Origin of the sequence: Aureibaculum luteum, assembly GCF_003449015.1 — a bacterium.
GTDB lineage: Bacteria > Bacteroidota > Bacteroidia > Flavobacteriales > Flavobacteriaceae > Aureibaculum > Aureibaculum luteum.
Map to the genome: position 1 here is coordinate 300996 of NZ_QRGD01000006.1, position 20470 is coordinate 321465.

12 protein-coding genes are annotated in these 20470 nt (G+C 33.3%); all 12 read left to right on the forward strand.

Features of this window, described 5'->3' with window-relative positions; genetic code table 11:
• Window positions 1–6: 6 nt before the first annotated feature.
• The 12 genes from D3P13_RS15015 (at window position 7) to galE (ending at window position 20436) form a co-directional block, all read left to right on the forward strand.
• Window positions 7–1413: an arylsulfatase gene (locus tag D3P13_RS15015; RefSeq protein WP_117883681.1), complete on the forward strand. Its 1407-nt coding sequence runs from the start codon at window positions 7–9 to the stop codon at window positions 1411–1413.
• Between the two features lie 5 nt (window positions 1414–1418).
• A complete protein-coding gene (locus tag D3P13_RS15020) occupies window positions 1419–2945 on the forward strand; it encodes a sulfatase family protein (protein ID WP_232829209.1) in 1527 nt (508 codons plus the stop codon).
• Complete coding sequence (locus tag D3P13_RS15025; protein WP_117883683.1) at window positions 2942–5287, forward strand: glycoside hydrolase family 2 protein; 2346 nt, start codon at window positions 2942–2944, stop codon at window positions 5285–5287. The genes D3P13_RS15020 and D3P13_RS15025 overlap by 4 nt, the downstream gene beginning before the upstream one ends.
• A 159-nt stretch (window positions 5288–5446) precedes the next feature.
• Window positions 5447–7345 carry a right-handed parallel beta-helix repeat-containing protein gene (locus D3P13_RS15030; RefSeq protein ID WP_117883684.1) on the forward strand — a complete coding sequence of 633 codons (1899 nt, stop codon included), beginning with the start codon at window positions 5447–5449 and terminating at the stop codon, window positions 7343–7345.
• 48 nt (window positions 7346–7393) lie between these two features.
• Window positions 7394–10516, forward strand: coding sequence for a SusC/RagA family TonB-linked outer membrane protein (locus tag D3P13_RS15035; protein WP_117883685.1), 3123 nt, complete (start codon window positions 7394–7396; stop codon window positions 10514–10516).
• A gap of 19 nt (window positions 10517–10535) precedes the next feature.
• Complete coding sequence (locus D3P13_RS15040; protein ID WP_117883686.1) at window positions 10536–12323, forward strand: RagB/SusD family nutrient uptake outer membrane protein; 1788 nt, start codon at window positions 10536–10538, stop codon at window positions 12321–12323.
• 134 nt (window positions 12324–12457) lie between these two features.
• A complete protein-coding gene (locus D3P13_RS15045) occupies window positions 12458–14023 on the forward strand; it encodes a sulfatase family protein (protein WP_117883687.1) in 1566 nt (521 codons plus the stop codon).
• A gap of 24 nt (window positions 14024–14047) precedes the next feature.
• Window positions 14048–15514, forward strand: a complete 1467-nt coding sequence (locus D3P13_RS15050) for an arylsulfatase (RefSeq protein WP_232829210.1) — start codon at window positions 14048–14050, stop codon at window positions 15512–15514.
• Window positions 15515–15558: 44 nt separating this feature from the next.
• The gene (locus tag D3P13_RS15055; RefSeq protein ID WP_117883689.1) at window positions 15559–16575 is read left to right on the forward strand and encodes a UDP-glucose--hexose-1-phosphate uridylyltransferase; all 1017 of its coding nucleotides are present in this window, start codon (window positions 15559–15561) and stop codon (window positions 16573–16575) included.
• A 2-nt stretch (window positions 16576–16577) separates the two neighbouring features.
• The gene (gene galK, locus D3P13_RS15060; protein WP_117883690.1) at window positions 16578–17717 is read left to right on the forward strand and encodes a galactokinase; all 1140 of its coding nucleotides are present in this window, start codon (window positions 16578–16580) and stop codon (window positions 17715–17717) included.
• A gap of 15 nt (window positions 17718–17732) precedes the next feature.
• Window positions 17733–19385 carry a sodium/sugar symporter gene (locus D3P13_RS15065; RefSeq protein WP_117883691.1) on the forward strand — a complete coding sequence of 551 codons (1653 nt, stop codon included), beginning with the start codon at window positions 17733–17735 and terminating at the stop codon, window positions 19383–19385.
• Between the two features lie 22 nt (window positions 19386–19407).
• Window positions 19408–20436 (forward strand): UDP-glucose 4-epimerase GalE, encoded by a 1029-nt coding sequence (galE, locus tag D3P13_RS15070; RefSeq protein ID WP_117883692.1) that lies wholly within the window; start codon window positions 19408–19410, stop codon window positions 20434–20436.
• Window positions 20437–20470: the final 34 nt, after the last annotated feature.

Below are 20470 nucleotides of genomic sequence, written 5' to 3' on the forward strand. Positions count from 1 at the left end.
TAGTTAATGAAAAATTATAGATGGATAACCTTAGTATTATTGTTTGTTATAGCTCATAGTTCATGTCAAAATGATAAAAAAGAAATAGAAAGCAAGGCTCAAACTAAAAAACCGAATATTGTTTTTCTATTAGCCGATGATATGGGTTATGGTGAATTAGGAAGTTACGGTCAAAAAGAGATTAAAACACCATTTTTAGATGAATTAGCTTCAAAAGGGATGCGATTTACTGATTTTTATGCAGGAACAGCAGTCTGCTCACCCTCAAGAGCAGTCTTAATGACTGGAATGCACACTGGACATGTGAGTATTCGCGGAAATAAAGGGCAATATGAAGATAAATATGGTAGAGTACCGTTAAAAAAATCGGAAGTGATACTACCCGAAATGTTAAAAGAAGCAGGGTACCAATCTGCAATGATTGGTAAATGGCATTTAGGGATTCCAGAAGATATTTCAACTTGGGCAAAAGGAAGAGGTTTTGATTATGCCGTACAAGAACAATGGGGCGAGGACAAAAATGGAAAAGAAATTGACGAACGTGTGCATTGGGTGAATAACAATCAAGATTCAATATTCTACAACTACAATAATTACTCCTGTTTAGATGAATTTAGAACTGATTTTGCACTTGATTATTTAGACAAAAAAGATAATGACAAACCTTTCTTTTTATATATGTCTTATAGAACACCCCATGCACATGAATTTTTCTTAAAAAAAACAGATCTATATGCGGATAAAATAGAAGAATGGCCAGAAATAGAAAGGCGTCATGCTGCTCGAATTACGATGTTAGATTCTCAAATAAAAAGATTGTTTGATAAATTAGAGGCAATGGGAGAGCTTGAAAATACGCTAATCATTTTTACGAGTGATAATGGTCCAACCAATGAAAATCATCATAGTTACAAATTTTTCAACAGTTCTGGTAATTTAAAAGGGTATAAACGCGATTTATATGAAGGTGGAATTAGAGAACCCATGTTTGCCTATTGGAAAAATAAAATAAAAGCAGGTACCACAAGTAAACACCCAAGTGCTTTTTACGATGTAATGCCAACGCTTGCTGAACTTGCAGGAGTGAAACCACCAACACAGACCGATGGTATTTCTTTTTTACCAACATTATTTGGTAAAGAAAATCAAAAGCAACACGAGCATTTGTATTGGGAAATTCAAGAAGGAGCTTCAGTAAAAGGATTTAAACAAGCCGCACGAATGGGTAAATGGAAAGCCGTTAGAATTGCAAATTCATACAAAACTGAATTATACAATTTAGAGAAGGATATTAATGAAACCCATGATTTATCATCTCAATTTCCAGAAATAGTAGAAAAAATGAATAATATCTTGAAAACAGAAAGTGTGAAAATGGAGCACTATCCGAATTCAGGAGGAATTTTTAAGTAAAAAATATGCGAATTCAAATTAATTACATCATTTCGAGTATTCTGATTATATCCTTAATGTCTTGCGGAGAAAAAAAAGCTGAAAAAGCGGAGGTCATAGAAAATAAACAGCCTAATATCATCTGGATTATGGCAGAAGATATGAGTACCGATTTGGCCTGTTATGGTTTACCGAATGTAAAAACACCCTATTTAGATAAAATGGCAAGTGAAGGTGTTCGTTTTGACAATGCCTTTGTAACCAACCCAATTTGCTCACCTAGTCGCTCTGCCATGATGATTGGTACGCATCAAGTAAAAACAAATACTCATAACCATCGTAGCAATAGAGAAGTTCCTTTAGATAAACAGTTTACGCCTATGACTCAAAAATTACGAGAAGCTGGGTATACAACTATTTTGGGTAACCACTCCGTTATGAAAAAGGGACGTAAAATTGATGTTAATTTTAAACATGAACCCTTAGGAGCATGGGATGGAGAAACAAAATTTGGATTGTTTGATAAGTACGACAATTTTGAAAAAGCAGATGAACCTTTCTTTGCACAAATTCAATTAGTAGTAACGCATCGTGGTGATTGGTGGGATGAAGTTCGCGAAAAATCTAAACATCCTGTAAATGCAGATGCTGTTGAAATGCCTCCTTATATGGCAGATCATCCAGCCATTCGTTTGGATTGGGCTAAATATTTAGACCAAATAGAATACATGGATAATGAAGTCGGAATGATTTTTAAAGAGCTTGAACAAAAAGGAATGGCAACTAATACTGTTGTTATTTTTATTGGTGACAACGGTCGTTGTAATATTAGAGGAAAGGGTTATTTGCATGACCCGGGATTAAGAATTCCATTGATTGTCTTTTACCCAGAGCAATTTAAAGGCGGTGAAATTAGAAAAGATGTGGTTAGTGCCACAGATATTACTGCTAGTATTTTAAATTTTGCTAAAATTGATATCCCTTCCTATATGACAGGACAACCCATGTTTGATGCCAATTTTAACAGAGAATATGCTTATGGAGCACGTGATTTATGGGATGAAATTGAAGAAAAATCAAGAGCCATTACCTCTGATGAATGGAAGTATATTAGAAACGATAAACCAGAGATTCCTTTTGATGCTCATCAAGCTTATTTAGAGTTTTATCGGCCTGCTGTTCATATCATGCGTCAACTTAAAAAAGAAGGAAAACTCACAGAGGAACAAAAATTCTTCTTTGAAGATTCTAAACCCGTTGAAGAATTATACAATCTAATAAATGATTCTCAAGAATTGGTCAATTTAGCTAACAATCCTGAATATGCCGATATATTGGTTAAAATGAGAGCAAAAACTAGAGATTTAGATAGCCTAATGAAGCCAGTAAGTGCTATTTACCAACCAAAATCTGTTCAAAGTACGGTGGATTTGGTGCAATGGATAATAGATGAACATCCAGATGTTCGTAAACAAATGGAAGACGGTGTAGAAGTTGGATTTAAAAAATGGGGAGCAACCTATAAAAAGTATCTAAAGAATAAAAAGAAATGAAATATTTAAAAGGAATAGTATTATTGATAGTTGCAACTTTAACACTTCAGTTTTGTAAAAAAAATGACATTGTAGAAGCAACTCCTCTTAATGAGGATTGGAAATTTAGTAAAATTAATGAAACAGGAGCGTTAGATGAAAGTATTTATTCGATTGCTTATGACGATTCTCAATGGGAAACTGTAAACTTACCACATACAGCCAATATTGAACCTTTAACTGTGAACAATCAGTGGCAAGGGATTTGTTGGTATCGTAAACGAATTACAATACCCAAAAGCGATAAGGATAAAAAAATATTCTTTGAGCTTGAAGCTGCTATGAATTATTCTAAAATTTGGATAAATGGCATCGAAGTTAAGGACCATCAAGGTGGTTATTTACCAGTTATAATGGACATTTCGAAATATGTAAAACCTGGAGCAGAGAATATTGTTGCCATACGATTAGACAATACTGATAATTTAGTTACTGGCCCAAAACCATTAAAACGATTAGACTTTAATATGTTTGGTGGATTATACAGAAAAGTAAACTTAACTACAAAAGAAAAAATTTACATCTCACATCCTGTGTTAGCAAATAAAATTGCCGGAGGAGGTGTTTTTATTACTTATCCTAAAGTTTCAGAAGCTGCCTCTATAGTAAATATAAAAACACATGTTATTAATGAATATGAAAATACAGAATCTATTGAACTTGTTCAAACAATTTTAAAAAATGGAAAGATAATACAAGAAAAGACATCTTCAAATATAGAAATTAAAGCAGGAAAAGATATTGAATTAACAGAGCAAATCACAATTGTTAATGCTGAATTATGGTCGCCAAAACATCCAAATTTATATAGCTTAGAAACCAAAGTACTTCAAGATGGAAAAGTCATAGACCAACAAACAACAAACTTTGGTATAAGAGAATTTACTTTTGATGATAAGCATCAGCTTCACATTAATGGTAAGAAAACATTTTTGAGAGGTGTTAATCGCCATCAAGAATATCCCTACATCGGTTATGCATTATCAGACAACGCACAATATAGAGATGCTAAGAAAATAAAAGATGGCGGTTTCGATTATATCCGTCTGTCACATTATCCACAATCTCCAGCATTTATGGATGCATGTGATGAACTAGGTCTTGTTGTAATTGACGCCATAATGGGTTGGCAGTTTTATAATGATACCGAAGACTTTAGAAATTATTGTTATCAATCTGCAACAAACTTAATTAGAAGAGATAGAAATCATCCATCTGTTTTGGGCTGGGAAGTATCGCTCAATGAAACTAAAGAGATGCCGGTTTATTTTATGGAAGAATTAAATAACATTACACATGCAGAATATCCTGGTGACCATGTATATTCATGTGGATGGAAGGATGATGTATATGATATTTACTTAGAAGCACGCCAACACAGAATATTGAGACCGCATCCCTATAAAGAAATGCCAATTACAGTTTCAGAATATGGTGATTGGGAATACTATTCTAAAAACGCAGGTTTAAATCAAGATAAATTACCTAATGATGTGAGAACAGAAATGAGTAGTCGCCAAGCACGAGGTTATGGAGAAAAACGAATGATGCGTCAAGCTATTAATGTACAAGAAGCTCATAATGATAATTTAAGTACACGAGCTTATTCGGATAGTTATTGGGTAATGTACGATTATAATCGTGGTTATCATGATGATATAGAACGTTCTGGTTTGATGGATCTTTTTAGATTACCAAAATTAGCTTATTATTTTTATCAGAGTCAGCGTGATATTGATGATGTCGCTGTGCTAAAACTTGCTACCTATTGGAATGATAAATCGCCAACGGATATAAAAGTATACTCAAATACAGATGAAGTTGAGTTATACCTCAACGATGAATTAATTGCCAAACAGAAACCAGATTCAGGAAAGAATACTGAGAATTTAAAACATCCACCTTACACATTTAACCTAAATGAATTTAAACCAGGGACATTAAAAGCTGTGGGGTTTGTTGATGGGAAAAAAATCACTGAAGATATTGTAATTACACCTCAAAAACCTACAAAGTTAAAAGTTTGGTTAGATGAAAGTGGTAAGACACCAGCTGCAAGTCAAAATGATATTCTTTTCTTATATGTTGCTGCCATAGATGATAATGGTACTATAAATCCTGATTTTACTGAAACCATCACTTTAGAAATTAATGGAAGTGCAAAAGTGATGAATGTTGATGCCGTAAATGCAGAAGCAGGAATTGCAACCGCAGTATTACAATTAGGTAATACTAAAGAAACGATAATTGTAAATGCAAATGCAGCAGGTTTGAGGGGAAGCCATGAGTTTAAAATCGACTAATTTGCTTTTTAAATAATATCTCGAGGTCTGAAAACTTCAACATTTACAGGGGGTTACTGTTAATTTACTGTTAAATACATTTTATGTACGCGTATATACACATGCTTTGATGAATTGAATGATATTTACTTCTGTAAAAGCACAATAAATCAAATTTTAATGTCAATACATAAAAACATTACAAGAATTCTTCTATCAACGGTATTACTTTTTAATCTCAGTTGTTATAGTCAACAAATGCCAAAAGGTGAGGTGGTAGAATTTGGTTTAGGTATTGCTGAAGATGCAACACCAGCTTTAGTATCAAGAATTCTAAAGGCTAATGAAAAACCGATTTCAGAAATAAAATTTGAAAAAGGAACCTATCATTTTTATCCAGACAAAGGTTTTGAAAAATTTTGCTACATATCAAATCATGGTGACTTGATGGTAAATACACCTTTCCCAATATTTAATATAGAAAACTTAACTATAGATGGTCAAGGGTCTACGTTTATATTTCATGGAGTAATGATTCCATTTTTAATTGATGAAAGTAAAAATATAAGTATAAAGAATGTATCTATTGACTGGTACCAATCATTTCATAGTGAAGGGCTAATTGTAGCAAATGATGAAGTCAATAAAACTTTTGATATGCAAATTTCTGATGAATACCCTTATGATATCCGCAATGGTGAATTGTTTTTTATAAAAGAATATTATCAACATACCATTGGACAATCTATCTTATTTGATCCAAAAAGAAAAGCGATTTATTTTGATACAGAAGCCTATACAAATATTACTACAAAATCAAAATCGACTACCACCAATAATTTAGATAATATTAAATACAAGTATGAATATGATAAACGCGATGTAGGCTATAAGAATATAGGTATTGAAAATCGTGTTACAGTTAAAGAATTAAAACCAGGATTGCTTCGAGTTTATGGTCACACTAAAAAAATGCCACCTGTAGGTCATATTTTGTCCATGAAAGGTGAACAAGGTTTAAATAGAGTCTCACCTGCGTTTAGCGTAAAACATACTAATGGGTTTAATGCTCTAAATGTAAATGTACATCATGCAGGAGGCATGGGTATTATCGCAGAAAATTCTGCGAATCTTATTTTGGACAATTTTAATGTTACACCATCCCAAGGACGAATGGTATCTACTACTGCAGATGCAACTCATTTTGTTGGTTGCAGAGGAAAAGTGGTATTAAAAAATTGCACATTTGAAAATCAATTGGATGATGCTTCTAATATCCATGGTACTTATCAAAAAATCGTTGATGTTTTAGATGAATATAGAATTGGTGTTAGAATGGGGCATCATCAACAAAAAGCTTTTGTAATCGGTCAACCTAATGATAATTTAGGTTTTGTTAGATTGAGTAATTCATTTTTCGCTTATCAAAAAGCTACAATAAAAAGTATTGAATACATTAATAATAGGTACCAAATTATAACGCTAAACGAAAAGTTACCCGCTGATGTACTACCAGGAGATTTAGTAGAAAACCTTGATGGGTATCCAAATTTATTAGTCCAAAACTGTACCATAAGAAATAACAGAGCAAGAGGTTTATTGATTTCCAATCCTGTAAACACCGTTATTGAAAATAACTTTTTTAGTACTGAAATGGAGGCAATTTTAATACCGGTAGAAAGTGGTCATTGGTACGAATCTGGAAATGCAGCCAATGTTGTTATTAGAGATAATACATTTCAAGACTGTCAACATGGTGGAAAAGACCGTGGTGTAATTCGATTTGACACAGATGATGATAATAAGAATATAGCCTTTAAAAATATAGAAATTGTTGACAATACTTTTAATCAATTTGATAATCTAATTCTTGAGGTTACTAATTTGGACGGTCTTGTTTTTAAAGGAAATACTATTACCAATACAGAAACTTTTCCCCGACTTCACCCGAAAAATCCTGCTTTTAAAGTTAAACGTTCTAAAAATATAAAATTTCAAAACAATATTTATAAAGGCAAAGTAAAAAATGAAGCAGTATTGGAAACGGATGAAACGATGTCGAATTTAAAATTTAAATAAAAATTAATCTAATTATACTCAACAAATATTTAACTTAAAACTAATTTTATGAAACAAAGAAAACTACTAACTAATAAATTATTGAGCAGGTATTTGTTCATTACTTTATTAATGTTATTACAAAGTAACATTTGGGCTCAAACTCAAGGTTTGACAGTTACAGGAACAATTACAAGTTCGGAAGACGGTTCACCAATTCCAGGTGCAACGGTGCAAATAAAAGGAACATTAACAGGTACAACATCAGATTTTGATGGACTTTATTCAATTGAGGCCAAAACAGGAGATGTATTGATATTTAGTTTTATTGGTATGGAAAACCAAAATGTTACAGTAACGAAAGCAAAATTAAATGTAATACTGGTACCGCAAGCCGAGAGCCTTGAAGAGGTTGTAGTGATAGGATATGGTACTGTTAAGAAAAAAGAATTAACAGGTGCCGTTGCTCAGGTAAAATCTGCAGATATAGATCAGTATGTAACCTCAGATGTTGCTTCAGCTTTACAAGGTCAAGTTGCTGGTGTTTCTGTGGTTTCTAACTCTGGAGAACCTGGAGCACAATCAAGTATTCAAATTAGAGGGATAACTTCATTGACTTCAGGAGCAAATTCTCCACTATGGGTTGTAGATGGCATACCTCAAGTAGGAAATCCAGGTTTAAATATGAATGAAATTCAAACTTTTGACATTTTAAAAGATGCAGCATCAACAGCCGTTTACGGTTCTAGAGGAGCTGCAGGTGTTATTTTAGTTACCACAAAAAAGGGTAAGGAGGGTGTTATGAAAATTGATTTTACACATACTTATGGTGTTCAAAATCTAGCTGAAAGTGCTCCTTTAATGAATGCTAGTGAGCAAATAGCTTTTGAAACTGTAAAAGAGACATTAGGTTTTGCAAATCATATTTCCATTTTGGATGCAAACCCAACATGGTATGATAATGATAATGATTTTAGTCAATATGTATTAAATAATAATCCTACTACAACCAACTATGCTCTTAATGTTTCTGGAGGTTCGAATAAACTAACCTATAATTTTTCAGGTGGATATTTAAATACAGAAGGTACGTTAATAAATTCCTATTTAAAAAGATACAATGCACGTACTTCTACAACCTATACGACTGATAATTGGAAGATAAATACAAGTATAGCTGTAACCCTTGAAAAAAATGAAGTCTCGAGTAATGGATTACTCGCAGTAGCTAGTCGTTACTCACCTTATTTCCCTTTGATTGATCCAGATGCCGAAGCCATTTTCACTTCAGATGATGGACCTGTAACAACCCCTTTAAATAACTTGGCTCAAGCAATTAAAAGAGAGAATTTGTTTCGTAGAGATATTTTAAATGGAAGTTTAGATATTACACGTCGAATAACGGATGATTTGAGTTTCAATACACGTGTAGGAGTTTCTGTAAGAAATCAATTGCAAAAACAATTTGTCCCAGCATATACACTTGTAAATCCTGATGATTTTGATGATACGGAAACTGATCCGACAAAAAGTTTTGTGAATAGTGAAGCACAAAGATTATCAAAATTCAGTTGGGATGCTGGTTTGAATTACAACAAGAAATTTGGAGAACATACCATTGGTTTATTAGCAGCCGTAACGTTGGAAGAAGATACTTTTGAAGGTTTCTTTGGTCAAAAACAAGGGGTATCAAATAATGATATTAATGTATTGAACACTGCTACTATTAATCCAACAACAAATAGTTTATCTGGATACAACACCACTCGTGTAGGTACCTTAGGAAGAGTACAATACAATTACAAGGGAAAGTATTTGTTTTCAGTCTTAGGACGTTATGATGGTTCTTCTAAATTTGGACCTAACAATCGTTGGGGTTTCTTTCCATCAGCTTCTGCAGCATGGAATGTGTCAGATGAAAATTTTTGGGAGCCTATCAATCATATTGTAAATAACTTTAAAATAAGAGCAAGTTATGGTGAAGTAGGTAATGATGCCATAGCGGATTATGTTTTTAGCAGTACCATAGGACAGGCTGCTGATTATATTTTTTCAGACAATGATGGATCTTTTAGTAATGGAACCGCAGTTAGAGATTATGCGAATGAAGTAGCAAAATGGGAAACATCAAAATCAATAAATTTTGGTATTGATTTAGGTTTTCTAAAAAACAAGTTTGTTTTAACGGCTGAATATTATAATACTAAAAAAGAAGATATGTTATTTCCAATTACGTATCCAAGTTCTTCCGGAGCTTTTAATCAAACAGGTAATGCCCCTTTCGATAATTTCGATCATCGAAACGTAGTATTAAATGTGGGTAACATGACTAATCAGGGTATTGAATTAGGAGCAAGATACAACCAGAAAATAGGAGAAAGCAACTTAAGGTTGAACGCTACTTTTTCTAAAAACACAAATGAAATTACAAGTATTTTTAATGATATCCCATCTATTCTTAATGGTAATTCTGTTTTGGTTACTGGAGATAATCAGAATTCATTAATTACTGTTTTTGCAACAGGCTATGAGGCAGGTGCTTTCTTTATTTACGAGACGAATGGGGTCGTTCAAACAGATGCTCAGTTAGCAGACTATCAACAACTTGGAGGAAGAGAAAGTGCTCAAAAAGGAGATTTAATGTATGTAGATACAAACAATGACGGTCAAATAACCGCTGCGGACAAAGTTTATAAAGGAAGTGGGTTACCAGATTTTGAAATCGGCTTTAATATGAATTGGAATTATAAAAATTTCGATTTAGCCATGAATTGGTATGGAAGTGTAGGTTCAGAAATTATGAATGGTAACAAAGCAGTAAGTTATATTGCTGGTCGTCATCCAGATTTAAGTAACATGTGGACTGAAAATAATTCTACTTCTAACATACCCAATTGGAGTGGAGCTAAGGGTGATATTAATCATAATGGAAATACTGATTATTGGTTAGAGAATGGCGATTATTTGAGGTTAAAATTAGTTACCTTAGGATACTCACTACCTAAAAACGTTTTAGAAAAAATAAACATTTCTAAATTTAGACTTTTTGTTTCTGCTCAAAATCCAATTACAATTACAAATTATGATGGTTATGACCCAGAAATTGGGGGAAATGTTGCAAGTAGAGGGCTAGATGTCTCAAGATATCCAATTTCTTCTCTATACAGTTTAGGTGTAAACATCGGATTTTAATAAATAAAAAATTTACAAAATGAAAAATTTTAAAAATAAATTAATTGTTTTGATTGTAATGACCAGTTTTTTACAATCATGTAGTGATTACTTGGATCAAGTTAATCCAAATGAAGTTTCTACTGATATCTACTATGCAGATCTTGAACAGTCTGATGCGAGTTTAACCGGTGTCTATGGAGGTATGTTAGATACATATATCGTTAACGCTTGGTCAGAATCTTTACGTTCTGATTTGGCAATTCACTCTTTGCTTAGGTTAAATAACCCAAGACCAAATGCAAGAGTTACACCTTATTACGCTCATACTTATAACTCAGGAAGTTTTGATTTTAATAGACAATGGGATGCATTGTATCAAGTAATTTTTAGATCAAATCAGCTAATTACTGGACTTGAAAGTATGGATGCTACTTTGAAAAGTAATGACCGTTGGACAGAACAAATGGGACAAGCAAGACTTTTAAGAGGCATGTGTCATTTTTATTTACACGCCATATATAATAATGGTGAAATCATAATACGTGATAAAGTTCCAGGAGAAATAAACGAAATTTCTAAATCTACATCAAGTTCAGAAGATGTAATTAAATTTTTCAGAGAGGATTTAGTATATGCTTACGATAATCTCCCTGCTGCTTTTGATGAGAAGTCTCGAGTAGACAAAGGGGTTGCTGCCACTATTTTAGGGACAAGCCATTTGTATGAGAAAGAATATGATCAAGCTATTGTTTATTTTGACGATATAATTAATAATTCTGATTATGGTTATGCTCTTTTAACAGGAAACAATGTAAAAAATATGTATACTCAAGCTGGAGAATTTAGTTCAGAATCAATTTTCGAGATTAATTACTCAGTTGCATTAAAACCGGAAGAGTCTCAGTTTTACGAAGAAAGTTTTAATACTAGAAACGCGAGGTATTCTGCTCCAAATGGAAGAGGTGGAGGAGCTCCGGAACATTATGTTGCAGCTGCTTGGTTAACTGACGCGTATTCCACAGAATTTTTAGATCCTTTGGATGCAAGAAATACTGTTTTAGGGTATAATGGACGCGATAGGATCACGGATAATATATCCTTAAGAGCCTCCTCTATGATTGCACTGGTAAATGATGAACATACTGAGTATTATGATAAGCCTACAGCTGCAATTAGAGAAACTTTCAACAACAATAAAATTTCAGCTTTTAAACAGTATACAAATCATGACATTACAGATCATGAAAAAAATGTTGGTAATTCCACATGGAAATCTGGTAAAAATGTAATTATCAATCGCTTAGCAGATGTTTATTTAATGAGAGCCGAAGCCTATTTAGAAACGGGTAATATAACTGACGCACTAAGCGACATAAATACCATTCGTGAACGTTGGGCATTGGCATTGTTAGGGCCAGTTGTAGATGCAAGTAAAACGTATGTTATGAATGAACCTGTTACAAATTTACCATATACTGATGAAAATACTTTAAGAAAGCATTTAAGACATGTTGAACGACCATTAGAATTAAATGTTCAAGGTGTTTCTTCTAGGAATATAGATTTAAGAAGATGGGGTAATGCCCAAGCTAGATTTTCAGAATTAAATGGAATGAAATATTATTTATCTGATTACGAGTATGTTAAAAATGATGGTGGAGCTACTGCAACAAGAAAGAATAGTTTGTTGACAAGATCAGTTACTGGAAAAGAACTTTATTCTGATGGGGAAAATGAGTTTAAAGATGCTGCACAAAATTACAATGAATCGCGAGATTATAAACCGTTACCACTAAGCGAGACGGACAATAACACAAACCTATAACCGTAATAGGTAATTAATTTCTATTAAATATATATCCCATCTCCAAATGAGATGGGGTATTATCTTAGATTTGAGATAAATCAGGAGATAAAATTAGTATTGAAAATTTTATTTTTGCTTATCAAATTCAAAATATGAAAAACCTAAAACAATCATTTTTTTTAGCCACTTTTTTAATACTTGCTATAAGCTGTAAAGACAAACTCGCAGAAAAGGCAAATGATGTGGATACTACATCAAAGAAACCGAACATTATTGTCATCTACCTTGATGATTTAGGTTATGGAGATATTAGCTCCTATGGAGCAACTGAGTTGCAAACACCAAATATCGATGCATTAGCTTCTGGAGGTATAAGATTCACAAATGGATATGCAACATCAGCAACATGTACGCCTAGTAGATATGGATTGTTAACAGGAATGTATCCATGGCGAAATAAGGATGCTAAAATATTACCAGGTACTGCACCACTTTTAATTAGCACAGAGCAACAAACCTTACCAAAAATGCTTAGAGGCCAAGGTTATCAAACCGCCATTGTTGGTAAATGGCATCTAGGGTTAGGTTCTGGAATTACAGATTGGAATGAACATATATCTCCTGGACCGAATGAGGTTGGATTTGATACGTCTTATATTTTGGCCGCCACCCAAGATAGAGTCCCAACAGTTTATATAGAGAATGGAGATGTTGTTGGTTTAGATCCTGAAGATCCTATTTCTGTAGATTATAAGAATAATTTTGAAGGAGAACCTACAGCAATTTCTAATCCAGAAATGACAACTATGAAATGGCATCATGGTCATAATAATAGTATTGTAAATGGTATCCCAAGAATTGGTTTTATGAAGGGAGGAGATTCTGCGAAATGGAGTGATGTAGATATGGCGGATCATTTCTTGACTAAAGCACAAGATTATGTGAAAAATCATAAGGATAAACCTTTCTTTTTGTATTATGCCATGCAACAACCTCATGTGCCACGTACACCACATCCACGTTTTGTAGGTAAGTCTGGATTGGGACCAAGAGGTGATGTTATTTTAGAAGCAGATTGGTGTATTGGCGAATTTATGAAAACTTTAGAAGAGGAAGGAATATTAGAAAATACGCTAGTCGTTTTTTCAAGTGATAATGGGCCCGTATTGAATGACGGATATTATGATGACGCTGTTGAAAAATTAGGGAAACATGATCCTAAAGGAGGCTTAAGAGGTGGGAAATATAGCATCTTTGAAGCGGGAACAAGAGTCCCGTTTATCACCTATTGGAAAGGTAAGATTCAACCAGCAACTTCAAATGCTATTGTTTGTCAAATGGATTTATTAGCATCTATGGCAGATTTAGTTGGCACGGAAGATTCAACTACTGACAGTAAAGATTTACTTGAAGTTTTATTAGGTAAATCAGAAAAAGGAAGAGAAAGTTTAATCATTGAAGCCACAGGAAAAACCGCTTTACGACATGGAGACTGGTTAATGATACCTCCTTACAAAGGCAAAAATTTTAGAGAAAAAGTAGGTATTGAAGTTGGTAATATGCCAGAGTTTCAACTTTACAATTTGAAGGAAGATGTAGGTCAACAAAATAATTTAGCTATATCTAATCCTGAAAAACTAGCAGAAATGACCAAAATTTTCGAATTATTAAGAGGAGTAGATTTTGAAAAGGGTGTCAAAGAAGTCATCTTTAGATAAGGTCAATATCATAATATGATACATATGAGAGTTAAAGCAATATTATTAAGTACACTACTTTTAATAGCATTAATTTCATGTGCTCAAGAAAAAAAAGAAAATCAAAAGGAAACTATAGTTGAAAATCAAAAGCCAAACATCATATACATTTTAGCTGATGATATGGGGATTGGCGATTTAGGATCTTACGGACAGACAATTATCCAAACGCCGAATTTAGATAAAATGGCGGCTAATGGAATGCAATTTACGCAACATTATAGTGGAGCCTCAGTGTGTGCACCTTCGCGTTCTACGTTAATGACTGGTCAACATACAAGACATACACCAATTAGAGGTAACAAACAATTTATGCCGAATAAAGATGGTCAAGTTCCACTTCCTGCAAATAGTGTAACGCTAGCAGAAATTTTGAAAGAAAAAGGCTATGTAACTGGTGCGTTTGGAAAATGGGGACTTGGTTTTAATGAAGGTGATCCAAATAATCAAGGTTTTGATGAATTTTATGGCTATAACTGTCAGCGTTTAGCCCATAGGTATTATCCACCATATTTGAATCATAATCAAGAAATTGATTCATTAGAAGGTAATGATTGGACTAATAAAGTTACTTATGCTCCAGATAAAATTCAGGAACATAGACTTAAATTTATAGAAGACAATAAAGACAAACCATTCTTTGCATACATTTCTTTAGTATTGCCACATGCAGAGATTATCTCTCCTAACGATTCCATCTTTAAATTATTCGATGGTAAGTTTAAAGAAACGCCATATACTGTAGATAATAAATACACGTCAGATTATGGTCCAGATATAGTACTACATGAGTATGCTCCAGTAGAAAAGCCTTTAGCAACCTATGCATCTATGATAACTAGAATCGATGCTTATGTAGGTCAGATAATAGATAAGGTAAATGAATTAGGTCTTGCAGAGAATACCATTATTATGTTTGCAAGCGATAATGGCCCTTCTCCAGAAGGTGGTACGAATCCTGACTTTTTTAACAGTAATGGTAAATTTCGAGGTTATAAAAGAGATTTATATGAAGGCGGAATTAGAGCTCCATTTATAGTAGTTTGGCCTAATAAAGTAAATGAAGGAAGTGTCTCTAATCACGTTTCAGCATTTTGGGATGTATTACCAACAATAACTGAAATAACAAATGCAAAAAATCCAGATAATATTGATGGGATTTCATTTTTGCCATCTTTATTGGAAGGTAAAAATCAAAAACAACACGAGTATTTATATTGGGAATTTAATATAAAAGGAGGAAGAAAAGCAATTAGAAAAGGTAATTGGAAAGGTGTTTGGTATAAAATGAACACCAAAAACCCTAGTGCCTTTGAACTTTATAATTTAGCTGATGATGTTTCTGAAACCAACAATGTTGCAGATCAGCATCCAGAAATTGTTGCTGAATTTCAAGAAATATTGAGAGAAGCAAGTACTGAGTCAGAATTATTTCCTTTTAATACTGATTAAACATTCATATTAACATATTAGCTTTCAAGAAACCTATAATAATTATGCAATCACAACTAAAAACACATCCGCATCGTAGATTTAATATTTTAACAGGAGAATGGGTGTTAGTTTCACCACACAGAACAAAAAGACCTTGGCAGGGTAAAACGGAAACGTCTGCAAAAAAAGAGGAGATTACCTACGACCCAAAATGTTTTCTTTGTCCTACCAACACAAGAATTAACGGTGAGGTGAATCCAGATTATAAAAGCACCTATGTTTTTAAAAATGATTTTGGAGCTCTTTTAGAAGACACTCCACTTTTTGAATACAATGAAGGCTTACTTCATGCGGAAGGTGAAAAAGGAATTTGTAAGGTGATCTGTTTTTCGCCAAACCACTCGCTAACCATTCCTGATATGGAGATTGATGATTTGGTTACAGTAGTTGACACTTGGCAAAACGAGTTTACAGAATTGGGAAATGATAAAGATATAAACTATGTGCAAATATTTGAAAATAAAGGAGCTATCATGGGATGTAGTAATCCACACCCACATGGGCAAATATGGGCACAACATTCCATTCCTACAGAAGTTCAAAAAAAGACAACCGCACAAAAAAACTATTTAGAAAAGAACGGTACAGGATTATTACAAGATTATATCGAGCAAGAATTAAAGGAAGATGTTAGAGTAATCTCACAAAATGAAAGTTTTGTAACGCTTATTCCCTTTTGGGCCGTTTGGCCTTACGAAGCTATGATTGTACCTAAACGACAAATGACAAACATACTAGGATTAACAGATAAAGAAAAGAGAGATTTTGCAGAGCAATTAAAAACGCTAACGCAAAAATATGATGCTCTTTTTGACACTTCTTTTCCTTATTCATCGGGTATACATCAAGCACCAACAGACGGGGCCTATTATAAAGAATGGCATTGGCATATGAGTTTTTATCCACCCTTATTACGTTCAGCAACTGTAAAAAAATTTATGGTGGGATATGAAATGTTTGCCATGGCTCAACGAGATATTACTGCTGAATCAGCAGCGGAACAATTAAAATCACTTTAAATATGGAAGAAATAGAATTTAACCCAAGTAACTGGGATCTCATAATAGATTCCCCAGGTAGGATAAACATTATTGGTGAACACACGGACTATAACCATGGTTTTGTTTTACCCACTGCTATTGATAAAAAAATTCAATTTAAATTTAAAAAAAATGGCAGTTTAAACACCTGTTCTATTCATAGTAATAATTTCGATACTGGCTTTAGTTTTGAACTCGATGCTGTTGAAAAAAGTGAAAAACAATGGGAAAACTATGTGTTGGGTGTTATTTATGAAATACAGCAGCTGACTGATAAATTACAAGGATTTGATTGTGTTTTAGATAGTGATATTCCTGTTGGTTCAGGTATCAGTTCATCAGCAGCTTTAGAATGTGGGTTGGCTTTTGGTTTGAATGAATTGTTTGATTTGAAATTATCAAAACTAACCATAGTAGAATTGTCTCAACGAGCAGAGCATAATTATGTTGGAACCAAATGTGGTATCATGGATCAGTTTGCATCTGTAATGAGCAAGAAAGACCATGTGATTCTTCTCGATTGCCAATCTTTAGATTTTGAATATGTTCCTATTAAAATAGAACCCTTTAAAATCTTACTATTAAATACAAATGTTTCGCATAATTTGGCTTCTGGAGAATATAATATTAGAAGAAGTCAATGTGAAGAAGGTGTAGCGGTTATAAAACAAAAATATCCAAAAGTAGATACTTTACGCGATGTTTCTAAAGACATGTTAAATGAATTTAAAGACGAACTTTCTGAAGTTATTTTCAAAAGATGTACCTATGTAGTTGAAGAAAAAGAACGTGTTTTAAACTCCGTAGCAGCCTTAAAAAAATCACTTCTACATAAGCTAGGTGAAAACATGTATAAGACTCATGAAGGCTTACAGAATTTATATGAAGTGAGTTGCCCTGAATTAGATTTTCTGGTTGATTTTTCTAAAAACTATGATGAAGTAATTGGGGCAAGAATGATGGGTGGTGGTTTTGGTGGATGCACTATTAATATTATTCATCAAGATGCTGTTGAACCATTCATAAAAGAAGCCTCGAAAGCCTATTTTGATAAATACAAAATTAAACTTACTGCATTTGAAGCGATGCCGAATGAAGGGACTAGTATTAAAAACACATAAAAAAAATTATTAATTATGACAGCAAATTTCGGATTTTGGGATTATTTTATTTTTATAGCTTATGCATTACTTATTTTAGGTGTTGGACTTTGGGTATCACGTGACAAAAAAGGACATCAAAAAAATGCTGAAGATTATTTTTTAGCAAGTAAATCTTTGCCATGGTGGGCAATTGGTGCTTCCTTGATTGCAGCGAATATTTCTGCTGAGCAATTTATAGGGATGTCGGGCTCAGGTTTTGCTTCTGGATTAGCCATTGCCTCCTATGAATGGATGGCTGCACTTACTTTGCTAATTGTTGGTAAATATTTCTTACCCATTTTTATTGAAAAGGGGTTATATACCATTCCTGAATTTGTTGAAAAACGTTATTCTACGAATCTTAAAACCATTTTAGCTGTATTTTGGATAGCATTATATGTATTTATTAACTTAACAACTGTATTATATTTAGGAGCTTTAGCGTTGGAAACCATAATGGGTGTTCCTATGGTTTATGGAGTATTAGGTCTCGCACTCTTTGCGGCTGCATATTCACTTTATGGTGGTTTATCAGCGGTAGCATGGACAGACGTTATTCAGGTAATCTTTTTGATACTAGGTGGTCTCGTTACAACCTATTTAGCCTTAGATACAGTTTCAGGAGGAAACGGATTTGTGGCGGGGCTTTCAAGAGTTTACGAAGAGGTTCCAGAACGGTTTGCTATGATTTTAGATGAGTCAAATCCTGAATATAAAAATTTGCCAGGTATCGCAGTATTAGTTGGTGGTATGTGGGTTGCGAATCTTTATTATTGGGGTTTTAATCAATATATTATTCAAAGAACTTTAGCTGCTAAATCTTTAAAAGAAGCACAAAAAGGAATTTTATTAGCCGCATTTTTAAAATTATTAATTCCATTAATTGTTGTAATCCCAGGTATTACCGCTTATGTAATGATAAATGATCCAGAAATTATGGCAAACCTTGGTGATGCCGGTCTTAAAAATTTACCGTCATTAGAACAAGCTGACAAAGCATACCCTTGGTTATTACAATTTTTACCAACAGGACTTAAAGGTGTGGCATTTGCAGCGTTAGCCGCCGCAATTGTTTCCTCTTTGGCATCAATGTTAAATTCAACTTCTACAATATTTACCATGGATATATACAAACAATATATTAACAAAAATGCAAGTGATAAAAGCACTGTAGGTATGGGAAGAATTTCTGCTGGTGTAGCCTTAATAATTGCGGCATTATTGGCTCCTCAATTAGGTAATCTAGATCAAGCCTTTCAATTCATTCAAGAATATACAGGTATTGTTAGTCCTGGTATTTTAGCTGTCTTTATGCTAGGTTTATTTTGGAAAAAAACTACAAATAAAGCAGCGATTATTGGTGCGTTAGCTTCCATACCAATTGCAATGTATTTTAAAGTTGCTCCGAATGGATGGTCAAATAGTTCTGTATTTGTTGATGTTCCATTTATGCATCAAATGGGATATACTGTTTTGCTGACGATGGTCGTAATAATTATAGCCAGTTTAATACAACATAAAGGTAAAGATGATGAGAAAGGAATTGATATTAAAAAAGGCTTGTTTAAAACCAGTCCATTATTTAATATTGGGGCATTTGCTGTAATGATAATCCTTGTACTATTGTATTCTGTTTTTTGGAATTAATACTATTTATACATAAATTAAAATGAAACAAAAAATTATTATTACGGGTGGTACAGGTTATATTGGTTCACATACTGCTGTAGAGTTTATTACAAAAGGATTTAATGTAGTCATTGTTGACAATTTGAGTAATTCTGATATTTCAGTACTAGATAGAATCAAAGAAATTACGGGTACCAAACCCGAATTTGAACAAATTGACCTTACTGACAATGAAAAGACTAAATCGTTTTTTGAACGTCATAAAGATGTAAGTGGAGTTATTAATTTTGCTGCATTAAAAGCAGTAGGTGAAAGTGTACAAAAACCCATACTATATTATCAAAATAATATAAACATTTTGCTGAATGTCTTAGAAAATATGGAAACCTATGGAATTTCCAATTTAATATTTTCTTCATCTGCAACCGTATATGGCTTACCAGAAACGCTACCTATTACGGAAAATGCCCAAACTAAAAGACCAACATCTCCATATGGGAATACTAAAAAAGTTGCGGAAGAAATTATAGAAGATTTATCAAAAGTTTCTGAATCACTCAATGCTATTTCTTTAAGGTATTTTAATCCAATAGGAGCTCATAATTCTTTAAAAATAGGAGAAGCACCCAGTGGAATCCCGAACAATTTAATGCCCTTTATTACCCAAACTGCAGCTGGTCTTAGAGATGAACTAAAAGTGTTCGGTAATGATTATGATACACCCGATGGAACTGCCGTTAGAGATTACTTGCATGTTGTAGATTTAGCCAAAGCTCATGTTTTGGCCTATGATCGACTTTTGCATAAACGTTCAAAATCAAATTTTGAGGTTTATAATTTGGGAACAGGTATTGGGTATTCCGTTTTAGATGTTATACAATCTTTTGAAAAAACAACTGGATTAAAACTTAATTATTCTTTCGATCAACGAAGAGAAGGTGATGTTCCACAATTATATTCAAACCCATTGAAAGCAAATAAAGAGCTTCAATGGAAAGCAACATTATCATTGGATGACATGACACTTTCTTCATGGGAATGGGAGCAAAATTTAAGAAAGAATAAATAAGATAATATGGACTTATCCCCTACTTTCTTTAATA